Below are 22,262 nucleotides of genomic sequence, written 5' to 3' on the forward strand. Positions count from 1 at the left end.
AGCCGCTTCCCTTCTTAGGGTTAACGCCCTGCTCTTTTTTTCTATTTATCCATTCCATATACTTCGACTTCATAGATTCGGGCTGCTGAGTCTGCTCCTTGTGTTGGTTTATCAATACTGATTTTTACATATTGCACCTTCTTGACGGCAAACGTATTGGTGCTAGTGCCAGCTTCATTTTTCAACGTTCGTGAAACTGGCTCATAGTCTTTGCCGTCTTCACTGACGAGCACCGTATACGCCCGCGTATTCATGTCTGGGCCTTCTCCACCAGCTTCCGCATGGGCGAGGCGTACTTCACTGACCGTTTGCGGTCGACCGAGATCGATCATCAACTCATGAGGCGCATTGCCTGTCGCACACCACTTCGTACTCAAATCACCATCGAGGGCAAAAGCTGGTGCTTCGGCATCATTGACAAACGATGAAGCAGTTGCTTCGGCATCTTTTGAAAGCAGCATTAACTCTTTTGGCGCCTCAGCAGAAATCGTGATCAATCCCGCCATTTCCAGAGGGGTCTCTCCTGCTTCGTTTTTGGCAACAAGCGTGACTTTGTAGGTACCTGGTTCCGAATAGGTCACTTGGGGATTTTCTTCTGTACTGCTGGTGATATCGCCGCCTTCAAACGTCCATTCAAATGCTTCGGCATTCGCAGATGAGGTATTCGTGAAGGTGATCGTTTCCCCCGGTGCCGCTAAGGTTTTAGAGGCTGTAAAGGCTGCTTTTGGCAGCTGATTGTTCGGCCAAGTGATCTCCACCGTATCGGATAGCTTGCCGCGATTGCCATAGCGATCCACTGCCACCACCGCGAACTTGGTTTTCGTCCCTTTTGGTCGTTCAACGGCATTCAAATAGTGGTTGGTTGCTGGCGTAGCTGCTAAGAAAGAGCGTGAGCCGTCATCGTTCAATTGGTAGACCTCATAAACCGCAGCTGTCTTGTCCTTGGCAGCTTCCCACGTTAAACGGACACCCGCATAGTTGCCCTCTTCTTCATCAAAGAGCACATCCTCAACCGTCAATGCTTCGGCAGCGAATTTCTCCGCTTTCTGATCTCCGATCGTTAATTGCCCTAGATTCAACTCATAGACATCACTGGTATCTTTCGTGGTTATGTCATAACCGATCGCTGTCACTTCCCCTTTGATGTCTTTCAATGAGTAAGTGATCGTCGTCCAGTCTGTTGCGACCTCTTTGTCTCCTTTGATCGTTTGTGTTGAACCATCAGCTAAAGTCACGACCAAATCAAGAGCTGTCGGTACCGTTGCTTTGACAGTCGTCGTCAGCTTCGTCTTTTTCGTCACAGGAAATGCTGTCTGATACAATGCCATGTGACTGGTACTGCCTTTTGTCATCTGTCCACGTAGTTTCAGTGCATTTCCGCCATTATAGGCCTCCGCATAATTGATTGATACAGCCAAATCATTGTCTTTTCCATGGTCAAAGACCCAACGATAGGTCGGCAAAACAGCTTGCAAACTTCGGTTGTTCCAATTGCGGCTGGACACTTTTTCTCCCTCGATAAAATAGTTGTAGCCATTCCCCAAACTAAAATTCGTCACAAAAGGCAGCTCTGTGATAGCGGTCTGTTCCAGGGCATACGTGGAGATCCCAGGCCACTCTGTCGCTTCTGGCAGCTGGCTTTCCCGAGGATCGCCCGTGTTATTGACCCAAAAAGCATTCTCTTTGCTTTGGAAATCATCCGGCGTACTAGCAGAAGAATAGGTCCAGCTAGGCACATACAGGCCCAATGAGGTATAAGGAACGCCTTTTTCATCCGTAAACAGATCCCAGCGCACAGGCGTTGAATAGCCATTTTCTTGTACATCGATCCCAGCAAAAAGATCGTAAGGATCGACACCGATTTCACGGGCTTTTTCATTGGAGGCCTTCAACAGCTCTTTGTCCGCCAGTTTGTCAGTGGTCCACCAGAAATTCAAGAACATACTATCTGCCAATGGGTTCATCTCTGCATCCACCAAATAGGCTTTGTTCTTATCCGTCAAAGCGTTTTGCCAATCCATTTTCCCATCACTCGTCATGGAATCATACCACATGATCTCTAAATGCTCGTCGGCTTGTTCTTTGAATTGGGCGATCAATTCTTGCATCGCTTTGGCGTGGCTTTCATTTAGTCCTTTACCATCAGCCCCCGATTGTTCGACACCTTCCGCTGCATCATCAAAACTAGTGACCGCCGTATCGGTTTCTTGATTGATGAACCAGCCATCAAAGCCATACGTATTGGCAACTTCGATCATCTTTTCTACGATCGGAAAATTGCCATCCTCATCCTTAGCTAAAAACGTATCTAGCCATTCCAGTTTCCCACCATGGGCAGTTTGCGGAAAGAAGATCGTTCCTAAAACCGGCACGCCATTCCTATGAGCAGCATCTGTCACATCAGGACTTGGTGGTACGATGATCCCTTCACCAGAAGAGCCGCCCCAATAAACCAATTGATCGATGTATTGCCAATAAGAAAAGACATTGGCATCAAAGGTATTGATCCCACGTGGTGCATTGCCGCTCGTACTGCTATTCATGATCGAAAGCGCCACGACTTTGTTTTCTGCCGTTTGCGTGTCATTCATCTTCGGCAACGTCTCTTTAGCTGCCCGCTGCGCTAATGGAACAACGCTGGTATTGTATTTCGCATCTGGATCTTTTTCAAAAGACCATGCCAACAAATCCTCTGGGAACCAATAAGACGACTCCGGTTGATTGTCCATCGCTTTTTCCAACGTACTTTTGGCTGTTTCTTGGTAAACGACTTTTCCAGTTGTCTTCGCCTCACTTTGGGTGCAGCCGCCGATTGCCATTGCCGCTGCTAACACCAACAAAGATGCGCCAACTTTACTGATTTTCCTTGTCACACTTCTTCCTACTTGTTTTACATAAATCCGCCAACATTCCTACACTAAAACGATAACGCTTTCAAAGGTCGGAATATAGGAACAAATTAAAGAAATCATGCAACAAATCCAAGAAGGTTGAGTTTAGAAAAAAAAGAGCCTCCTTTTAGGGAAGCTCTTGGTCAACTAGCTAAAAAATCAGCTCTTCACACTTCATTCATAATGTGTCCATGCAGAATAAATTTCCACAACTTTATTTTCCTCATCAACTTTGTAAACCATTCGATGTTGCCTATTCAGCCTACGTGAATATCTGCCTTCATGTGTAGGTCTCAGCTTTTCAAAAGACTGCGTGGGCATATATGGATCTTCCTTCAAGGCCTGAATCACTTCTTCAAACTGTTTTTTTAAATTCGATTGTTTGATTTTCCTTAGATCCACTTTCGCAGAGTTTTTGATTGTGACCGTATCACTCCTCATCAAAGAGCTTGCCAATCAATATCATCGATATCCGTAAAGCCACTGTCGTCTTTTTCGCGGTCTCGTACCTTTTCTAGAGTACCTGTTTGCTCAAGAAAAAGGGTTTCTTGAATCGCTCTCCAGTCTCCTAGCCCAATCAACACCGCATTGTTTCCACTTCGATCACTAATAATCTCAATTTCAGTATGGTTTTCATTTACATCTTTCAATAACTGATAAAAATTTTTACGAGCAGTGCTAGGATTCATCGTTGTTTTAGCCATTGCCACTCCTCCTTTTCTTGATATAATTATAGCGTACCTGATTGAGTACATCAAAAATACAATAACGTACTCATATACAGCGAACTTTCCCCGTTATTTTTACATAGAAAAAAAGAGCCTCCTTTTAGGGAAGCTCTTTGGCCCTGCTTACTTCTTACTCCTTTCCAACGAGCGGCAGCCAAACGCGCATTTCGCCTATGCCCCGATTGCCCCATAAATGGTATGGGATCAGTTGCCACGTACGAGGTATGACCGTTTCCGCTCGTTCTTCGTAAAGGGTTGTTCCCGACCATTCTTCGCTTTGGTAGCCTTTGATCGCCAAACGTAAAGTAGTTGGCAACAACGTATCCTCTTTCGAAAAGGTCGCCTCCAGCGCCTGGGGGTCGATGCGGCAACGCCAGAGTGCTTGACCATTGTCGGCTTCTTCTATGCAATACACGAAGGGGCCACGTTGCAATGCGACTTGATTGATGTCTTGAATAACTTGAGGATTCGCACGCAAGATTTGCAATGGTTGTTCAAAACGGATATTGGCCGTCACGTTTTCGACTGCCTCAAAGATGATTGCCTCGTTCGTCTCCAGCCATTCGTGTCCACTATCGATTTGAAACTTACTTAGTCCGTTAGGTTTGTGGATGATGAGCGTCTTTGGAATGCCTTGATAGCGAATCGTGAGGTCCTCTGTAAAAGGAAACCCGCCCGTTTGTTCAAACGTAAATTGATCAGGTTCTTCTAAACGGCTTGCTACAAATAAATTCACGTAAAGCTTCTCTTGATCGCAAGTGTAAACCAAGCGCTGCAGCGAAGCGACCATCCGCGCAAAATTCGGCGGACAACACGCACAACCGAGCCAATCGGGTCGTTGGGCTTTGACGTGACCTTTGCCAGGATTTTCTTGATCTCGTTGGGGATTGACCTCCAAAGGATTCACGTAGAAAAAGTGTTTGCCGTCAATTGCCGCACCAGAAAGGACGCTATTATACAACGCTCGTTCCATCGTCGCTAAATATTTTGGTTCATTGGTTAGTTTGAACAGCTCAAAAGAAAATTGGACCAATGCAATGGCTGCACAGGTTTCACAATACATCGTATCATTTGGCAAATCATAGGGACCGACAAAGGCTTCCCCGTGAACGGTTGAGCCGACGCCACCGGTCACATACATTTTCTTACAGGCGATGTCTTCCCAAATCGCTTCACAAGCATCGCTTAATGCTTGATCTTGGGTATGCTGGGCGACTTTTGCCATCCCGCTTGCCATATACAGCATTCGTACCGCATGACCTTTGGCTTCATGCTGCTTTTTAGGTTGATCGTAGGCTTGTAAATAGGTGAGGTCTACCCTTGGCGTTTCATCCGATAAGCCATCCGCTTGGTTTTTCAAGATTTCTTTTTCGTAAAAGGCAGGATCTTCCCCACGTACTTCAAGAAAGAAATCAGCTAATGTCAAATAGGTTTGTTTACCGGTGTATTCATACAAACGCACCAGAGCCAATTCGATCTCTTGATGGCCATCAGCACCTTGAATTTTTCCAGGCTCCCGCCCAAAATACGTGCAAATATTGGCGATATTTTTCTCTGCCACGGTCAGTAATTTATCCTTGCCTGTTGCTTGATCATAAGCGATAGCCGCTTCGACTAGATGCCCGGCACAATAAAGTTCATGACTGAAATACAGCTGACGGTATTTTAACTTCGGTCGGGTCAATTGAAAGAAGGTATTTAAGTAGCCATCCGCTTCTTGTGCAGCAGCAACTAAGTCAATCACTTCATCTACTATCTTTTCCAATTGCGGATCGCTAGTATTCAACAAGCTATACCCAGCCGACTCGATCCATTTGTAGACATCACTATCTTGGAAAAACCAGCCAAAATGTTCCCCTTCCATTTGCCCTGCAGCGATGCGAAAATTCGCCAATGCATGGCTTTTCCCAGCTGGCAAATTGGGATCTTCCCGTTCTGCTTGAACATCTACATCGATTTCATCATTTAGGACTTGGTATTGGTAAGGAATCGTTTCTTTGCGAACAAGCTCTTGGTATCCTTGCCAAAACTCGTCCGTGAGCTGGATCTTGTTTAATGCGAATTCTTTCATTACGTTCTCCTGTTCTTTTATTTTTTTATGTTTGATCATTCGTTTCATATTTACTTCATTAATAAAAAGGCCGGATCATCTCCTGTGATATGTTGCCCTGCCTCTTCTTTGATCGTTTGCTTATATAAGAGCTGGTAGGCTTTAGGACTCATGCCTTTTTTCTGTTTAAAGGTATTGGTAAAGTGCTGCCTACTGTTGAATCCTGCTTGAGCGGCAATTTCGACGATTGGCAGCTGACTATTGCTTAGTAAAAATGCTGCCTGCTTCAGACGCTCACTGGTGAGAAAATGGTTGACCGTCACTCCCAGTTGCTCATGAAAGAGTTTATGCAAGTAGGCTTTCGTAATCCCCACAGCCGCTGCGATTTGGGAGACTTGAATATCTTCATCAAAATGCTGTTGAATATAGTTGACCGCAGCGTTCACATAGCAATTGCCCCGTTTGGTTTCTTTCGTACGTAATGAAAAGGCTAATTCCATCAGCATCCGCTTAAACAAGAGCTCGATCGTAAATTGCCGTTCAGCAGTCGGTTGCTCTTGAGTATCATCGATCATTAGCAGCTGCAGCAATGACTTGATCGCTTGTCCAAATTGGCGGACATCGCGACTTTTCGCGTAAGGCTCATTCAATTGTACATTTCCTTTGATGTATGCAAAAACATCACGAACACAAAGGCCGGACGGTGTCTCACTCAGAAGAAATTCAATATTCAGTAAGGTGCAGGAATCTCCTTCAACGAGTAAGGCGTGTTCCACAAACGCATTTATGAAAACGAAATCATTTCTTTCCAGAACAATTACTTGATCTTGCACCTTTATCTTACACTTCCCTTTGGTCACAAACATGATCTCACACGCTGGGTGTTGATGTGGATCCATGGAAAAACGCTCAAGGGCAACACTATAGTATGCTGTAATCTTCGCATAGTTTGTTTCTTGTGGAAACACCATTGATCAACTCCTTTTTCATTTGTTGACGATTTCTTTCTTTTTTATTGCTAGTAGACAAAACTTTCCCTCTCTTTTTTATTGCTTACTATACTATAAGAAAAACGTACTAGGAGGAAATCGATGTCTTTTTTACATTTTGCACAAACACCCCCAATGGGATGGAATTCTTGGGACTGCTATGGCGCTTCTGTAACCGAAGCAGAAGTGATCGCCCATGCTGATTTTATGGCAGAGCATTTGAAAGCTTATGGTTGGGAGTACGTCGTCGTGGATATTCAATGGAGCGAACCAGAAGCAAAGTCTACAAGGTACAATGATTTTTGTCCATTGTGTATGGACGACTATTCTCGCTTGATTCCTGCTGAGAACCGTTTCCCTTCAGCAAAAGATGGCGCTGGTTTCAAAAAACTTGGTGACTATCTGCATCAAAAAGGGCTGAAGTTTGGTATCCATATCATGCGCGGCATTCCACGACAAGCAGTTCATCAAAATACGCCGATCAAAGGAACGGATAAACGGGCACGGGACATTGCTATGAATTCAATCTGCCCTTGGAATTCCGATATGTATGGGGTCGATGTTTCATTGCCTGAAGGACAGCTTTATTATGATTCTTTGCTCGAATTATATGCTTCTTGGGGTGTTGATTTTATAAAGGTGGATGATATCGGCGATTCGAAAATTTACGGTGATGCCCATAAAGCAGAAATCAAAGCGATTCGCCGTGCGATCGATCGATCGGGTCGAGAGATCGTCCTTTCTTTGTCTCCCGGACCAGCTGCCCTCAAAAATGGTAGTTTCTTTCAAAATCATGCCAATATGTGGCGCTTGACGGATGACTTTTGGGATCATTGGGGCGCCCTTTACGCCATGTTTGACCGAGCAGCAGAGTGGGCACCTTTCGTCCGTCCAGGTAACTGGCCTGACTGTGATATGCTGCCGTTGGGTCATATCGGCATTCGGGCAGTTGATGGTGGCGGTGGTGATAGTTGGACACGTTTTACGGAAGACGAGCAATACTTATTGATGAGTTTATGGACGATCTTCCAATCTCCATTGATGTTCGGTGGTACTTTACCAGACATCGATCCCTTTACGTTACGTTTATTGACGAATACTGAAGTCTTAGAAATGTATCGAAGAATCCATACGAAAAAAGAGTTCTATCGTGATCAAGAGTGGATCATTTGGGAGGCGTTGAGCGACACAGCCGTCTACTATGCCATTTTCAATGTTTCTGATCAAACGCAAACCATCCAAAAATCGATCGCTGCTTTACTACCAATTAAAAGCGGCACTGAGTTATGGCAACAAAAAGAACAAACAATTGCCGATGCTGAGGTTCCTACTCATGGTGTCTTGTTACTCAAAAGCCCATTACAATAGTCCTCTCAATGAAAGCAACACAATGTGCTCGGCACATTGTGTTGCTTTTCTATTCATATGGTTCTTCCCCTCTCAACAAGGTACCTACTAGTCTTACAAACAACTCACCGTAACCATTTCCAGTTACACTTCATGAATCAAGTAACTCTGTTTTCCCTCTCGTAAAAAGATTGGTAAGGAATCAATTTGTGCCTGTGCGACAATCCATTGTCCACCTTCATAGATAGTTCCATCTCGAGCATCGGCCCATTTTGCTCCTGTTGGCAAGTATACCTCACGCTCAGTAGCATTCGCTACAACGATGGGCGCTACTAGAATATCAGAACCATAGAGATACTGTGTTGTCAGTTCCCATGCCTGGTGATCCTCTGGAAATTCATAAAAAGTTGGGCGAATGACTGGCGTCCCTTTTTCATGAGCTGCGCGCATCAATTCACGCGAGTAGTCCCGCATCAATTCACGAATTCCAATAAATTTTTTCATAATCTCATAGTTCTTTTCCCCAAACGCCCATATTTCGTTAGCTGCTCCGGTTTGCTCTGTTTCTTCACCATCTGCCTTGAAGATTTTTTTATGGGGAGTACGTGAACCATGCAATCGCATGACTGGACAAAAAGTCCCATATTGAAACCAGCGGATCAATAAATCTTGAAAATCTAGACTTGTCACAGAACCACCATGAAATCCGCCGATGTCACTTGTCCACCACGGGATGCCTGCTAACCCCATTTGCATGCCAGCAACGATTTGGTTGCGTAAGTCTTGGTAAGTCGAATGAATATCGCCGGACCAAACCAATGCCCCATATCGTTGGCTGCCCGCCCAAGCACAACGAACCAATTTGATTGAATGTTCTTTTTGTGAGGAGGCTTCTCCCTCATCAAAACCACGAACATACTCACGGGGGTAAATATTGCCTTTTTGCAGCACACTCCCTACATAATAACGATAGGAATCATAGTCATACGTACCAAATTCTGGTTCAGCCTCATCCAACCAAAACAAGCGAATGCCGTTATTGACATAATTTTTTGATACTTTCTCCCAGACATAGTTTCGAGCTTTAGGATTTGTTGGATCATAAAAAATGTTATTCCCATGAAACAACATCTGCACATCAATGCCGCGATCCGTTTTGACTAATAAGCCTTTTTCTTTCATCTCTTGAAAATTCTCACTACGCGTGTCGATTTGGGGCCAGATCGATACCATTAGCTCGATTCCATATTTATCTCGTACTTCTTCTGCCATCGCCTTGGGGTCTGGAAAGAAATTTTCATCAAAGCGAAAATCACCACAGCGCGGCCAATGATAATAATCGATCACTAGTACATCAACGGGAATGTTCCGCTCTTTGTGTTCCCTAGCGATCGCCACTACTTCCGCTTGTGTCGCATAGCGAAGTTTACATTGCCAAAATCCTAGACCATATTCGGGCATCATAGGTGCCCGTCCTGTCACTTGGCTAAATTGTTCTTCGATTTGAGCTGGTGTCTCTCCAGTAGTGATCCAGTAATCCAATTGCTTCGTACTTTCGGCACGCCATTCGGTCGTATTTTTACCAAAAGAGACCGAACCGATTGCTGGATTGTGCCAAAAAAATCCGTATCCTTTGTTTGATAAATAAAAGGGGATCGAAGCTTGTGAATTTCGATGTGCTAATTCTAAATTACACCCTTTTAGATCAAAAATATCCTGTTGATATTGCCCCATACCATAGATTTTCTCCTCATGATTGGCTTCGAAAGTAGCTTTTAGTTGAAAATCTCCTCCAATAATCGACTTAAAAAACCGCGCCTTTTTCAAGAGCGCACCGCCAGATGCTGCTTCTTTCAAAATCACTTCGCCTTTTTGATTGTAAAAAGTGATCTTGCCATAGTTGTTCCAGCCTGACTCTTTGGTGACTACTGCGTGGATTTTTCCATTACCGATAGATCCTACATCCCCCTCAATCGCAACCTCGGCCTTAGAATCTTGTGTTAATAATGCACAGCAGGATAAATCTAGTTCACCAGACGGTGCACTCACCACCCGCAAACTGTTCGTGCCCCAAGCAATAATGCGCACGACTTCATTTCCATTTTGAAATTCGAGGTAATTCTCACCTATTGAAAAAAACGACATTTTTGAACCCTCCTTTTTTTCAGTATAGCTGGATTACAGAGGGCTATCCTTCGATTTTATGGCGTGTTCTATCGTAATCATGTCATTTTTCCGATATTGTGTAGGGGTCTCACCAAACATCTTTTTGAAGCACACAGAAAAATGATTACTATTACAAAAACCGACAGCTTGAGCGATCGCCACCATGGTCAAATCAGTCTCTCGCAACAATTCTGCCGATCGGATCAAGCGATAATGATTTAGATAAGCCATTGGGGAAGTTCGAAATGATTGTTTAAAAAATCGTGTAAATTGCTCTTTACTTAAGGAAACAGAATCGGCCAAATCTTGTAATTGGATCATTTCATGATAATTACTATGAATATAAGATAAAACCATTTTTTCCCGTTTTTCTTGGAGGCGCTCGCTTGATTTTTTTGCTGGCTGGTCGGTCCCAACTTCTAATAGATATGACAAGAGTTGGATAACAATCCCTTTCAGACGTAATTCACGATAAGATGATTTCCCCATAAAGCATTGATCAAATAGTTGAAACAAGGTGAGACTTTGTTGACTTTTATCTGGAAAATCCACATAAGAAGTAACACCTTCTTGTATCAAAAAAGGATCGATTTGTTGGCTTTGAATTCTATCTGATTGTCGACTCGTGATTAATTGTTCAGAAAAAACGATACACGAAAAACGGCAGCTTTGTTGTGCGATTCGATAGGCAGTGTGTAAAGTATTGGGAGGAATCAGTACGATCGTATTTGCCTTAATCTTGCGTGAGACTCCATTAACGACTAATTCTAGCTGTCCTTGATGGACACATAAAATTTCGATTTCTTTATGCCAATGTGGCACAAAAAAGAATTCTCGCCAAACACTCACTAAATTAGGATAATATGCTAATGGGAAATCTTCCGTGCCATGGTTCGCAGCTTCATAATAAGCAAGCGCTGCAGGTTGATTTATTTTCATTGAATCACTCGCTCACTTTCCACTTTGTTAACAGTGTTTTTCGTTTAATCATAGCGTATCTACAACGATTATGTAAGCGTAATCAAAAAAATAGTTTATCTGTTGATCCTTTTGACCAATTGAAACAAACAGGACAGCTACTTGACGAGCTGTCCTGTTTGTTCCCACATTCCTGTAGGACAGTTTTTCTTAGCTAAATTTGCGCGAAACCGATAAAAGCAGCCGCATTTGGTACAGGTATGATTCAATCGCAATGGACAAGTCTCACAAACAGCGATTCTCCTACTGACGATCTCCGGCGAAGCCAAGTCGCTTTCTAAAGAAAGTTGTTCTGCAATCAAGGATTCAATGTCTTCCTGTGCTGCTGCAGCAGCATCTTTCACTTCGCATCCTTTACAAGTCATGGGATCAGACTGTCAATGAGATCGTTAGAACACTCATTGCTGGCACCCGCAAGCTGACTTTGTTCTCTTCAACATCGTAAGCGGTGAAGTCTTGGATCACCACATCTTCAGGATGATCAAAATCATTGTGTGCGTTCATTTTGTCCCCCACGATATAACGAGCTTCTTTCACTTCATTGATCGCTGTTTCCAGGGAGAAGGTTAATTCTTCCGTGCCTTGTGTAGCAAAATTACAAACCGATAGATGGATCGTATCCTCTTTTTTCGAAATCGTATACGTAATGGTATCACTGCTAGTTCCATGGCTATCAATGGTTTCAGCATCTTGATGGACTTTGTACAAATCAAAGACATGATAGCTTGGGGTTTTCACCATTTGTTCGCCATCTGTCAAAATCATCGCTTGCAGGACGTTGACGGTTTGTGCGATATTTGCCATATGCACTCGCTTGGCATGTTTATGGAAAATATTCAAGGTGATCGCTGCGACCATGGCATCACGAATCGTATTTTGTTGGTATAAGAAGCCCGGATTCGTCCCAGGTTCTGCTGAGAACCAAGTGCCCCATTCATCAACAATGATTCCCACACGCTGTTCTGGGTCATACTGGTCCATGATCGCGCTGTGGCGGGTCAATAATTCATCCATGTAGGCTGCTTTTTCACAGGTCACTTGCCACTCTGCCTCATCAAATTCCAAGGCGCTCCCTTTTTCTTCCCAGCCCTGCGGATGAACGTAGTAGTGCAAGCTTAGGCCGTCCATCAACCAATGGGCGTTTTTCATCAGCGTTTCTGTCCAATGATAGTCTGCGACATTCGCTCCGCCAGCAACTTTGTAGATTTTTTTGTCACCGTATTGGCGGACATAGGTTTGATAGCGGCGATACAGATCCGCATAGTACTCTGGCCGCATATTGCCGCCGCAGCCCCAGTTTTCGTTTCCTACGCCAAAGAATTTCATTTCCCACGCATCTTCATGGCCATTTTCTCTGCGAAGATCAGCCATCGGAGAAATGCCATCCATCGTGATGTATTCCACCCATTCCGACATTTCTTGCACCGTTCCGCTGCCGACATTGCCGTTGACATACGCGTCACATTCCAGCTGCTTGATCAATTCAAAAAATTCATGGGTCCCGAAATGATTGTTTTCAGTCACGCCGCCCCAGTGAGTGTTGACCATGGTTTTGCGGTTTTCTTTAGGACCAATCCCGTCTTTCCAATGGTATTCATCGGCGAAGCAGCCGCCTGGCCAACGCAGCACAGGGATTTGAATGTTTTTCAGTGCTTCAACCACATCGATTCGCATCCCATTTTTATTTGGGATCTGCGAATCTTCTCCAACGTATAATCCTTCATAGATACAACGGCCTAGATGCTCTGCAAAATGACCGTAGATATATTTGCTAATCGTTGTTCCTGATTTTGTGTTTTGAATGTTAATCGTCATTGTTATACTCCTATTCTTTGATTCCCCAAATGGACTCATTATTATCGCCAATCGTTGAGAACGTTAATTTTTGCTGCTCAAACTCTGTTATTTCCTGAGTTAATAAAATTCCTTTGAAGGTCGCTTCTTCAAAAGTCAATGCCAAGTATCCCGCATCGTACGTCCAAGTTCCGGTCAAGTCACCAGTAACGCTTCCATCTTTTTGAAGCTCGATCGTCTGCGTTTTTAGCATGGTCGTTCCATTGTCGGTACCATGGTTAATGATTTCATAGCGCCCGATAATGTCATCTTCTGTCAAAGCATCCGCTACTTGTTCATTGCCTCGATACTCGTAGGGTGCTGGAACTGGCCAGCCTTCCTCATTCATATACATTCTGTTGACCCGCACTTCATGGGCTTCGGTTCCATTGTTAAAGCGCGTATGGTACACCAAGGACCACTGACCATTCTCATCGATGATCGCCGAATTGTGTCCCGCTGCTCGATACCCCATTTGTTGAAACGAGAATTGGTAGTTTCCAATCAATTTGATGCCGTAGTTTGAATTTTGGTCCCCTTGTTCTAAGATTGGGCTATTTCCTTGGGCATCAAGGTAAGGTCCTTCTGGTTTTTCAGCGCGAAACAGTCGCATATTGTAACCACCTTTTGCTGCTAAACCACCGTAAGTGACGAATAGGTAATAATAATCGGTTTCCTCATCATATACAATATAGGGACCTTCTCCTGATTGATGATAGCCGCCAAAAAGCTTGATCCCGAAATAGCGATCAATGATACGCCCATCTTCCGTCGTGCTATCTTCCCCAGGATACATTGGTTTTCCAGTGGCTGGATCAACTTCCAATAAAAAGATACCGCCAGACCAAGAACCATAGGTCATCCATAGTTTCCCTTCTTCATCATAAAACAACGCTGGATCAATGGCGTTTGGCGCATAATCGGTGTTATACGTCAGACCATCTTCGATCGCCCAGTTTTCACTGAACCCACTGATTTTCCCCTCTTTGATCAATTTGGCCAAATGGGTATTTTGATAGTTGGTATTGCGTTCACTACCATCTGTCGAATCTTTTTCTGTAAAGCCAGAATAGATCACGGTATCCGCATAGCTATAGGGTCCTTCGATCGTTTTAGCTACGGCCAATCCAATCGCTGAACGCCGCCAAGTAGAACTAGCTGAGTAGTAGAGCATGTAGGCTCCTTTGTCTCCATTTGACCATTCATAATCAGCATTCCAAATGACATCTGGTGCCCAAAGGCTGTAACCACCTTGTGAATCGGCATCATCATAGCCTGCCCATTCAAAAGTCTCAGCTAGATTTTCTTTTGTGTTACCATAGATCATATTGTCTTCCATTGATTCATATTCGTGAGTGAAAGGCACTTCCCAAGTTTGTAAATCTTCTGTTTTCGCTTGGGCGAGATGCGAACCAAATACGTAAAACAGCTCTTGGTCACCAACATGAATAGAAGTAATCGATGGGTCATGAATCGACACTCGATTTTTTGTCGTTGTTTCCCACTCCTTTTGTGAAAGTTGCTCAGCAGCATCTCCTGTTTGACAGCCAGCAAGAAATAAACTAGTAAAAAAAACGGACATGGTTAAACAGAGCATTTTTCTTTTTGTATTCATTTTTTCCCTCTCTTTTATCTATCCTTTGACTACACCGGGTTCGCCAAAATCAGGCAATCCATTTTTTTTCCAAGTAAACGGTTGGACATACGCATGTCGATTGGGATTTTCTAAAGGATTACTGTAATCATTTTTTTCTGGTCTTGCATGATACACTAAGATCTCTTGTTCCCCCTCCTCATCGACTGTAAAGGAGTTATGTCCTGGTCCGTATAGGGAATTTTGTTCAGAACTTGAAAAGACTGGTTCCTTCAACTTATGCCAAGAATACCCATTCAATAAATCACTATCCTCATCTGCCCACAACAGTCCCATCGCGTAGTTTTCATCCGTCGCACTGGCTGAATAAGTAATGATCACTTTTCCATTTCTAATCAAAGCAGCTGGTGCCTCGTTCACTTTGAAGCCAATTTTTTCCCATTCATAATAAGGAATGCTCAGCAGAATCTGCTTTCCTTTCAATGTCCAAGGATTTTCCATCTCTGATAAATAAAGATTGGAATTGCCTGGAATGTTTGGATCTGCTTGTGCCCAGACATAATACAATCGGTTCCTGTGTTCAAATACCGTAGCATCTAAACTGAAACTCTCAAATTGCGTCTTGATCTGTCCTTTTTCTACCCACTCGCCTGCAAAGGGATCTTCATTCCCATTTTCGATCGCAAACATCCGATGATGATGCTGATCATTTCTGACTTCTCCATGATCTGCAGCAGCAAAATAGATGTACCATTTTCCTTGAATAAAATGAATCTCGGGTGCCCAAATCAGTTCACTCATGGGGCCTTCGGCATGAGCCTTCCAGATGACTTTTACTTCACCGTCAGCCAGTCCTTTCAAGGTTTTCGCACGCCTTAATTCGATTTCCTGATATCCTGGTTTTGATCCAGTGAAGTAATAATATCCATCGGTATGCTTGTATATCCATGGGTCTGCACGTTCTAATACAATCGGTTCCAAATAATTTTCTGCCATAAATTCTACACCTTCTTAAATAATTCCATTTTCCGTTTTTAGTATTTTTATTGCTTTGTTTTTAGACATATACATCGTCGTAGCTAGTAAATAGAGGACGACACCGATCACATCATAGATGATCAAATGGATGATGACACAGGCGATCATCCAACGTATCGTTCCTTTGTTTATTTGTTTGTCTCGCATATTCTTCGCGTTGATCCAACTGATAACGCCCATCAAAATCGTCGCTAACGCAACGATCATAACTACCTTCGATATCATTCCTACCAGACTTGACTGCAAGTATTCATACTGATTTTGATTTTGAAATGCTGCGATCCCTTGTTCTTCAAACCAAGGATAATACCCAAACATCGTTACAAGACCAATACAGACATCCCAGACCGCACTGGCACGTAGTAAATTTCTTTCCAATTTTCGATTCATGATCTTCACTATCCTTTTATTCCTGCATTTAAGTTCATAGATTCAATGAAGTATTTTTGAGCAAATAGAAACAGCATGACGGTGGGAATGATCGCAATCAATGCCGAGCCCATCAATTGACCAATCATTCGGTAGTTGCCATAAATGTCTTGTAGTAATAGCAAACCGGCTGTGATCGGCATTTTACTAACATCCGTATACACGATCACTGGCCACAAGAAATCATTCCATGAACCTGTGAAAGAAAAGAGGCCTGCAACGATCAACACAGGTTTGATCAAAGGAACGATGATCTCTGCAAAAATGGTAAATTCATCTGCACCATCCATTCGTGCTGACTCGTCAAATTCAAGCGGGATACCTTTCATAAACTGTCGCACAAGAAAGATATTTCCCATCCCTGCTAAGCCTGGAATGATCATGGCAAGAGAAGAGTTGACCCAGCCGAAGGTTTCAATGATTTTGTAAGACGGGATCAAATTCACTACACCGGGAAACATCGAGATCCCCATCAAAAGATAAAAGATACGATCACGGTATTTAAACCGCATTCTGCCATAGCCATAAGCGGTCACTGAAACAACGATCACAACTAAAACAGTGTGCGTGACTGCGATAAACATTGAATTCCATAACCACTGCATAATTGGTGCAGTAGACGTATTAGTCAAAATCGCTACATAGTTATCTAATATCCAGTTTACGGGTAATAAACGAAATCCAGTGGAGACGATTTCGGTTTGAGAACGAAAAGAAGTGGCGAAGCTAAAAATCAATGGAATAACCCAGATGATACATAAAACGATCAGAAACAAATATGCGATGACCATACTAGGTATATGTTTCTTTTGTGTATTCATTTTTTTGCCCCCTTAAGTATTGCTTCTATCTAAAAGAAAATATTGAAATACGGACACACACATAATGATCAATCCTAAGATGACTGCCATTGCCGAAGCCATTCCTGCAATTGACTCTCCTTGACTAAAAGCCAGTGAGCGGATATACATCATCAATACAGTCGTGCTTTGGTTTGGACCTCCACCTGTCATCATCAAAGGCTGTGCAAAGACATTAAATGCTCCAGCAGTTGTCATCACGATCGTATATAACAGTGGAAAGCGAATAGATGGCAAGGTCACATTCAAGAATTTTTGGAATGCTCCCGCTCCGTCGATCTCTGCCGCTTCATAAAGGTCTTCATTGACACCCGCTAAAGCTGAGCGATAAATGATCATGTTACCACCGATCGCTCCCCAAATGCTGACAACAAAAATTAAGATCCAAGCATAGGGTTGTCGCGAAGCCCAAGAGAAATCGAACCCAAAAATATTATTGACGGCACCTAATCGAGAGTGGAAAATCAATGACCAAATCAAAGAACCTGCTGAAACAGAGATAAGACCTGGAATATATAGAATTGCTTGAAAAAGTCCTTTCAGCTTCACTTTTTTATGTTGCAATGCAGCTGCAATCATCAGTGGAATGATGATTTGTAACGGCACCATGATCAAAACGAAAATAAAGGTATTTTTCAAACCATTCCAAAATTGGGTATAGAACGTCGAGGAACTATCAAACAATAATGTTTTATAGTTGTTAAAACCGACCCAGACTGGATCAGAGATCAAATTCCATTGCGTAAATGAAGCATAAATACCATAGATCGTTGGAATACATACAAAAATAATAAAGAGTACCATGTGTGGTCCAATGAATGCGATCGATGCCCAGTTAATGCTCTTTTTTTTCATTCCTTTCATTCCCTTCTAAAAATTGGAAAAGGGGATAGAATTATCCCCCCTTCACTTATCTAGCTACTTCTGCAATCTTATCTTCGACATATTGTTGCATCGTTTCTAATCCTTCATCCATATCTAATTCACCGTAAGCGATATCTGTACTATAAACATCTAATGCTTCTAAGACATAAGAGAAATAAACGTAGTCAAAGATGTAAAGTGTTTCTTCTTCCTCTGGTGTAGAAGTAAAGAATGATTGTGGGTATTGTTGGTAATCATCACTTTCTAAAATATCTTTACTTGCAACGATTTGACCGGCTTTTGCCCATTCGATCGAGTTTGTACGAACGAATTCTAAAAATTGTGCGATTACTTCTTCTTTTTCTTCTGTTCTGCTTTCACTCTTCAACATGCCAAACATATGAGAAGCTGCTCGGTTGGTTGCGATGTCATCTGAAGTCGAATAAATATTTGTTACGCCCCAATTCAAGCCCTCAACCGCATCATGAGCGGTAGAAGTCCAAGTACCATCTGTTGATAAGAGTACGTTTCCGCCTTGGAACATCAAATACCCATCTTCTCCATAAGGTGTCATCAGGCCTGCATCTGTTAACGCTTTAATTCTTTCTAACGCTTCTTTCATTTCTGGCGTATTCACCGTCGGGTTCCCAGCATCGTCAGAAATCGCGCCGCCTAAGTTACGGATTTGCGCTAAGATAACCCAAGAAAGTAACGCATTATTTACGACATAATCGCCTTCTTCCATCTGCCCTGCTAATGACATCATTTCATCAAACGTCACGATGTTATCGTCTAACCAAGAAGTGACATTGTATTTTTCTAAAAGATCTTGATTGTAATACATGGCACTGGCATGGATATCTAATGGGATCGTATATTGAGTATCGCCGATTTTCCCTGCATTCCACGCCGTATCTAAATAATTGCTTTCTTCTAACTCAGGTTGATAAGAAACCAGACGATCAACCGGATCAATAATATCGGAATTGACAAATTCCTCTACTTTATAAGAATGCATCAAAGTCAAATCTGGAATCCCACTTTTAGAACTTACAACCGTACTTAATTTAGTGTACATATCAGACGTGATCACATGATTGATTGTATAATCGGAACCTGATTGTTCATTGAATTCATTTACGATCTGATCCATATAAGCGCCATCATCACCAGTAAGGGGTGACCAAAAATTAATCGTGTATTTTTCTTTTTCCGCTGCCTGATAACGATTAAAACCAATAAGGGCAACTGCAACGACTGCAACTAAAGCACCAATAATAATAAGTTTCTTCTTCATGTTTTTCCCTCTTTCATAGAAATTGAATTTTGGTCTTTGAAGCCGAACACGCCTATCCTCCTTCTCTTATTTGCTATCCCAGCATTTATAATTGCATTATTCATTTCTAGCGTTTGCAAACACTTTCAATTTACAAATAAATCATAACTTGATTTGTAATCGCTGTCAACAATATTTTGATTAATTTATTCAGGATAACATCTATATTAATTAATAAATATATTAATAACTAGCGAAATAAACAACGCTATTTACACAAATTAGCAAATATGTTAACATTCAAGTAAATCAAACAGTTTAAGCGGAGGTGACACGATGCAATTAGAAATCAATCAAGAAGCATTGCCTGTCTATGAGGCACTTGCCAGTAACGTACGAATCAAAATCATTCAATTGCTGGCTAAAAACAAGATGAATGTCAAAGAGTTGGCACAAGAGTTAGGCTTAAGCAGCGCCATCATTACGATGCACATCAAAAAATTAGAAGAAGCCAAAATCATCAAAACAGAGCGTGTGGGGCAAAAAAAGATTTCCAGTTTGAGAGTGGATCATATCGATATCAACTTTCCTGAGAAAATCTTTAATGCCTTTGATACGAAAGAAACGGCGATACCGATCGGTCATTATACAAATTATTCGGTAGAACCAACGTGCGGGCTTGCTACTTCAGCTGATTTTGTGGGAATGGTGGATGAACCGAAGTTTTTCATGGATCCCCGACGAATGGATGCCCGCATCTTGTGGTTTACGAAAGGATTTGTTGAATACCAATCGCCAAACTTCTTAGCAAGAGAAGAAAAACTGGAAATGATGGAGATTTCAATGGAAGTTTCGTCTGAATTTCCTTTTTCCAATAACAACTGGCCGTCAGACATCACCTTCAGCTTAAATGGTGTGGAGCTTGGTACATGGACTAGCCCAGGGGATTTTGCAGATATTCGCGGCAAGTATACACCGGATTGGTATCCAGACAATCTCAATCAGTACGGGTTATTGAAGACGATCCGCATCATGGATCACGGAACCTACATGGAAGGTGTTCCTCTTTCCGACATTACGATCAAGGATATACCTGCCTACGAAGATACGTGGCACTTAAAAATGGAAGTCAAAGAAGATGCCGAGCATGTCGGCGGTTGTACCCTCTTTGGCAAGGGGTTTGGGAATTACGATCAGGATATCAAACTGAAAATGTTTTATAGCTAAAAAAAAACGCTAGTCTTAGCGGCTGACCCAAACATTTCTTTTGGGAATCAGGTCGCTAAACTAGCGTTTTTGTTATTTCTTCAAATGGTAACTGTACGTACTTACAATGATGTTCTCACGCCAAGAGAGTCTGAAACGCAAGCGCAGGCTTGTTTGGTTGTGCAAAATATTTTGCCAGCGACGTCTTGGGACAAACTGTGGAATGATGACGGTCGTTGTGTAATTGTGTTTGGCTGCATTGCGGCTGACTAGATCCACATAACGCAAGATGGGATTTTCAATCGAACGATACGAAGAATGAACGACGGAGAAACGCACGTCTGGGAATTTTTGCTTAAATTCTTGTTCGATCTCTTTTTCTTTCTTCACATCTTCATCCAACGAGACGTGCATCGCCACGACATAATCACCAATCGATTGGGCATAGTTCAATGCGCCGATATTTACTCGGGTAACATTTCCGACGAGAACGATCACGGTATTTCCTTCATAGACATGCAGTGCTTCTTGTTTTTCCAATCGCAGCTGTTCTGCGACTTTTTTATAATGATCATGGATCTTGTAAAAGATATACAAGAGGATCGGCATGATAATGAAGAATGGCCAAATATCGCCTAAGCGATACACGAACAAGATGGCAATGATCGCAAAAGAAATCAAAGCCCCAATGATGTTGGCGATCGATTTAAAGAACCAGCCTTTGCCTTCTTTTTTCCATTTGACGACCATTCCGCTTTGAGATAGTGCAAAAGGAATGAATACCCCGATGGAATACAACGGAATCAAACGCTCGGTCGATCCTTGGAAGATAAACAATAGGACGATGGAACCAGCAGCCAAGGTGATGATCCCGTTTGAGTAGCCGAGACGATCCCCACGGTCTTGATACATGTGTGGCATATATTTGTCTTTGGCTAAGTTATACGCCAACACGGGGAAGGCGGAAAATCCAGTATTTGCGGCAACTGCTAGAATCAGCGCTGTGGCAAATTGCAAAACGTAGTACATAAACCCATGACCAAAAACAGCAGAGCCGATTTGAGATAGGACGGTCACTTCTGCTTCTGGTACGATACCGTACCAATAGTTGATAAAAGTGATACCGACGAAGAAGAACCCTAAGATCGCAGCCATGATCGTCAAGGTCGCAGCTGCATTTTTCGCCCGTGGTTTTTTGAAAAATGGCACCGCGTTACTGATCGCTTCGACCCCCGTCAAAGAAGAGGAACCTGATGAGAAAGCCCGTAAGATCAAGGCTACGGATACCCCAGGTACGACAGCTCCTGGCAGTGCGGTTGCATTCAACGGTTGCGCACCAGTTACGATGTTGTACAAGCCGACCACGATCAAGACTGTGATCACTGCGATAAAGGTGTAGACAGGAATCATTAAGAAGCTAGCTGATTCTCGCAGCCCTCGCAGATTCATCATCATGATCAAGAGCACGATCACGACAGAAATGGCCACTTGATGGCCGAACAACGCTGGCACAGCAGAAGTGATGGCTTCCGCCCCTGCTGAGACGGATACTGCTACTGTCAGCATATAATCGATCAACAGTGAGCCGCCGGCAATCAGGCCCGCATTTTTCCCTAAATTTTCACTACTTACTACATACGCCCCACCACCGTGAGGGTAAGCATGAATGATCTGACGGTAAGACAAGGTCAATGAAATCAAAAGAATAATAACAAAAGCAGCGATCGGTAATGAATACCAGATGGCAGCAGCGGAAAGTGCCACTAATACGACAACGATCTGCTCTGTCCCATAAGCAATCGAAGACAAAGCATCAGAAGATAGCAACGCAAGGGCCGCCGTCCGGCTCAGTTTTTGTTCATCATTCTCTGCGGATTTCAATGGACGTCCGACCAACAAACGTTTCAAATACTCCACTTTTTCTACACTCCTTTTCATGAAAAAATCCTTCGTTAAACTTGTAACGATATCCTCACAAATATTGAATTATCAAGACTGTATGCTACTCTTGTA

Annotated in this window: 18 protein-coding genes; 2 read left to right on the forward strand and 16 right to left on the reverse strand. The window is 42.9% G+C overall.

Translation table 11 applies throughout. The features are described from left to right. Positions 1-41: 41 nt before the first annotated feature. From IGJ05_RS08885 to IGJ05_RS08905, 5 genes are all read right to left on the reverse strand, one after another. Positions 42-2,873, reverse strand: a complete 2,832-nt coding sequence (locus IGJ05_RS08885) for an endo-beta-N-acetylglucosaminidase (protein WP_266167017.1) — start codon at positions 2,871-2,873, stop codon at positions 42-44. A gap of 192 nt (positions 2,874-3,065) precedes the next feature. After that, a complete protein-coding gene (locus IGJ05_RS08890) occupies positions 3,066-3,332 on the reverse strand; it encodes a Txe/YoeB family addiction module toxin (protein WP_081116192.1) in 267 nt (88 codons plus the stop codon). Further along, positions 3,332-3,595 (reverse strand): type II toxin-antitoxin system Phd/YefM family antitoxin, encoded by a 264-nt coding sequence (locus IGJ05_RS08895; protein WP_010748737.1) that lies wholly within the window; start codon positions 3,593-3,595, stop codon positions 3,332-3,334. Before IGJ05_RS08895 ends, IGJ05_RS08890 begins: the two co-directional genes overlap by 1 nt. Before the next feature lie 154 nt (positions 3,596-3,749). After that, on the reverse strand, positions 3,750-5,690 hold the full coding sequence (locus IGJ05_RS08900) for a glycoside hydrolase family 127 protein (RefSeq protein ID WP_010748736.1): 1,941 nt from the start codon (positions 5,688-5,690) through the stop codon (positions 3,750-3,752). Positions 5,691-5,740: 50 nt separating this feature from the next. After that, positions 5,741-6,640 (reverse strand): helix-turn-helix domain-containing protein, encoded by a 900-nt coding sequence (locus tag IGJ05_RS08905; protein ID WP_266167020.1) that lies wholly within the window; start codon positions 6,638-6,640, stop codon positions 5,741-5,743. Positions 6,641-6,760: 120 nt separating this feature from the next. On the opposite strand from IGJ05_RS08905, the gene IGJ05_RS08910 reads away from it, so the two are divergent. Continuing rightward, positions 6,761-8,026, forward strand: a complete 1,266-nt coding sequence (locus tag IGJ05_RS08910) for a glycoside hydrolase family 27 protein (protein ID WP_266167021.1) — start codon at positions 6,761-6,763, stop codon at positions 8,024-8,026. A 123-nt stretch (positions 8,027-8,149) separates the two neighbouring features. On the opposite strand, the gene IGJ05_RS08915 is transcribed toward IGJ05_RS08910, so the two are convergent. The 10 genes from IGJ05_RS08915 to IGJ05_RS08960 form a co-directional block, all read right to left on the reverse strand. Further along, positions 8,150-10,150: a glycoside hydrolase family 31 protein gene (locus tag IGJ05_RS08915; protein WP_266167022.1), complete on the reverse strand. Its 2,001-nt coding sequence runs from the start codon at positions 10,148-10,150 to the stop codon at positions 8,150-8,152. Between the two features lie 33 nt (positions 10,151-10,183). Continuing rightward, positions 10,184-11,110 (reverse strand): AraC family transcriptional regulator, encoded by a 927-nt coding sequence (locus IGJ05_RS08920; RefSeq protein ID WP_010748732.1) that lies wholly within the window; start codon positions 11,108-11,110, stop codon positions 10,184-10,186. Positions 11,111-11,247: 137 nt separating this feature from the next. Next, positions 11,248-11,514 carry a DUF6171 family protein gene (locus IGJ05_RS08925; protein WP_034695322.1) on the reverse strand — a complete coding sequence of 89 codons (267 nt, stop codon included), beginning with the start codon at positions 11,512-11,514 and terminating at the stop codon, positions 11,248-11,250. 4 nt (positions 11,515-11,518) lie between these two features. Further along, positions 11,519-12,964 carry an alpha-N-arabinofuranosidase gene (locus IGJ05_RS08930; RefSeq protein ID WP_010748730.1) on the reverse strand — a complete coding sequence of 482 codons (1,446 nt, stop codon included), beginning with the start codon at positions 12,962-12,964 and terminating at the stop codon, positions 11,519-11,521. Positions 12,965-12,974: 10 nt separating this feature from the next. Beyond that, positions 12,975-14,597, reverse strand: coding sequence for a glycoside hydrolase family 43 protein (locus IGJ05_RS08935; protein WP_010748729.1), 1,623 nt, complete (start codon positions 14,595-14,597; stop codon positions 12,975-12,977). A gap of 18 nt (positions 14,598-14,615) precedes the next feature. Next, a complete protein-coding gene (locus tag IGJ05_RS08940) occupies positions 14,616-15,572 on the reverse strand; it encodes a glycoside hydrolase family 43 protein (protein WP_266167023.1) in 957 nt (318 codons plus the stop codon). Between the two features lie 15 nt (positions 15,573-15,587). Beyond that, entirely contained in the window at positions 15,588-16,004 is a 417-nt protein-coding gene (locus tag IGJ05_RS08945) for a hypothetical protein (RefSeq protein ID WP_010748727.1), read from the reverse strand. 8 nt (positions 16,005-16,012) lie between these two features. Next, on the reverse strand, positions 16,013-16,864 hold the full coding sequence (locus tag IGJ05_RS08950) for a carbohydrate ABC transporter permease (RefSeq protein ID WP_005227285.1): 852 nt from the start codon (positions 16,862-16,864) through the stop codon (positions 16,013-16,015). Between the two features lie 12 nt (positions 16,865-16,876). Further along, complete coding sequence (locus tag IGJ05_RS08955) at positions 16,877-17,767, reverse strand: carbohydrate ABC transporter permease (RefSeq protein ID WP_005227284.1); 891 nt, start codon at positions 17,765-17,767, stop codon at positions 16,877-16,879. 46 nt (positions 17,768-17,813) lie between these two features. Then, a complete protein-coding gene (locus tag IGJ05_RS08960; RefSeq protein WP_005227283.1) occupies positions 17,814-19,064 on the reverse strand; it encodes an extracellular solute-binding protein in 1,251 nt (416 codons plus the stop codon). Positions 19,065-19,379: 315 nt separating this feature from the next. Here IGJ05_RS08960 and IGJ05_RS08965 point away from each other — a divergent pair, with 315 nt between their 5' ends. Next, complete coding sequence (locus IGJ05_RS08965; protein ID WP_438725159.1) at positions 19,380-20,270, forward strand: ArsR/SmtB family transcription factor; 891 nt, start codon at positions 19,380-19,382, stop codon at positions 20,268-20,270. Between the two features lie 72 nt (positions 20,271-20,342). On the opposite strand, the gene IGJ05_RS08970 is transcribed toward IGJ05_RS08965, so the two are convergent. Next, positions 20,343-22,166: an APC family permease gene (locus tag IGJ05_RS08970; RefSeq protein WP_005227281.1), complete on the reverse strand. Its 1,824-nt coding sequence runs from the start codon at positions 22,164-22,166 to the stop codon at positions 20,343-20,345. Positions 22,167-22,262: the final 96 nt, after the last annotated feature.

This window comes from Enterococcus sp. AZ167, from assembly GCF_051714025.1.
Classification (GTDB): Bacteria; Bacillota; Bacilli; order Lactobacillales; family Enterococcaceae; genus Enterococcus_D; species Enterococcus_D casseliflavus.

Excerpts from the sequence above, each read along its gene's own strand:
- IGJ05_RS08890 (WP_081116192.1), bottom strand. The coding sequence starts at position 3,332 with ATGAGGAGTGATACGGTCACAATCAAAAACTCTGCGAAAGTGGATCTA.
- IGJ05_RS08895 (WP_010748737.1), bottom strand. The coding sequence starts at position 3,595 with ATGGCTAAAACAACGATGAATCCTAGCACTGCTCGTAAAAATTTTTAT.
- IGJ05_RS08900 (WP_010748736.1), bottom strand. The coding sequence starts at position 5,690 with ATGAAAGAATTCGCATTAAACAAGATCCAGCTCACGGACGAGTTTTGG.
- IGJ05_RS08905 (WP_266167020.1), bottom strand. The coding sequence starts at position 6,640 with ATGGTGTTTCCACAAGAAACAAACTATGCGAAGATTACAGCATACTAT.
- IGJ05_RS08910 (WP_266167021.1), top strand. The coding sequence starts at position 6,761 with ATGTCTTTTTTACATTTTGCACAAACACCCCCAATGGGATGGAATTCT.
- IGJ05_RS08915 (WP_266167022.1), bottom strand. The coding sequence starts at position 10,150 with ATGTCGTTTTTTTCAATAGGTGAGAATTACCTCGAATTTCAAAATGGA.
- IGJ05_RS08920 (WP_010748732.1), bottom strand. The coding sequence starts at position 11,110 with ATGAAAATAAATCAACCTGCAGCGCTTGCTTATTATGAAGCTGCGAAC.
- IGJ05_RS08925 (WP_034695322.1), bottom strand. The coding sequence starts at position 11,514 with ATGACTTGTAAAGGATGCGAAGTGAAAGATGCTGCTGCAGCAGCACAG.
- IGJ05_RS08930 (WP_010748730.1), bottom strand. The coding sequence starts at position 12,964 with ATGACGATTAACATTCAAAACACAAAATCAGGAACAACGATTAGCAAA.
- IGJ05_RS08935 (WP_010748729.1), bottom strand. The coding sequence starts at position 14,597 with ATGAATACAAAAAGAAAAATGCTCTGTTTAACCATGTCCGTTTTTTTT.
- IGJ05_RS08940 (WP_266167023.1), bottom strand. The coding sequence starts at position 15,572 with ATGGCAGAAAATTATTTGGAACCGATTGTATTAGAACGTGCAGACCCA.
- IGJ05_RS08945 (WP_010748727.1), bottom strand. The coding sequence starts at position 16,004 with ATGAATCGAAAATTGGAAAGAAATTTACTACGTGCCAGTGCGGTCTGG.
- IGJ05_RS08950 (WP_005227285.1), bottom strand. The coding sequence starts at position 16,864 with ATGAATACACAAAAGAAACATATACCTAGTATGGTCATCGCATATTTG.
- IGJ05_RS08955 (WP_005227284.1), bottom strand. The coding sequence starts at position 17,767 with ATGAAAGGAATGAAAAAAAAGAGCATTAACTGGGCATCGATCGCATTC.
- IGJ05_RS08960 (WP_005227283.1), bottom strand. The coding sequence starts at position 19,064 with ATGAAGAAGAAACTTATTATTATTGGTGCTTTAGTTGCAGTCGTTGCA.
- IGJ05_RS08965 (WP_438725159.1), top strand. The coding sequence starts at position 19,380 with ATGCAATTAGAAATCAATCAAGAAGCATTGCCTGTCTATGAGGCACTT.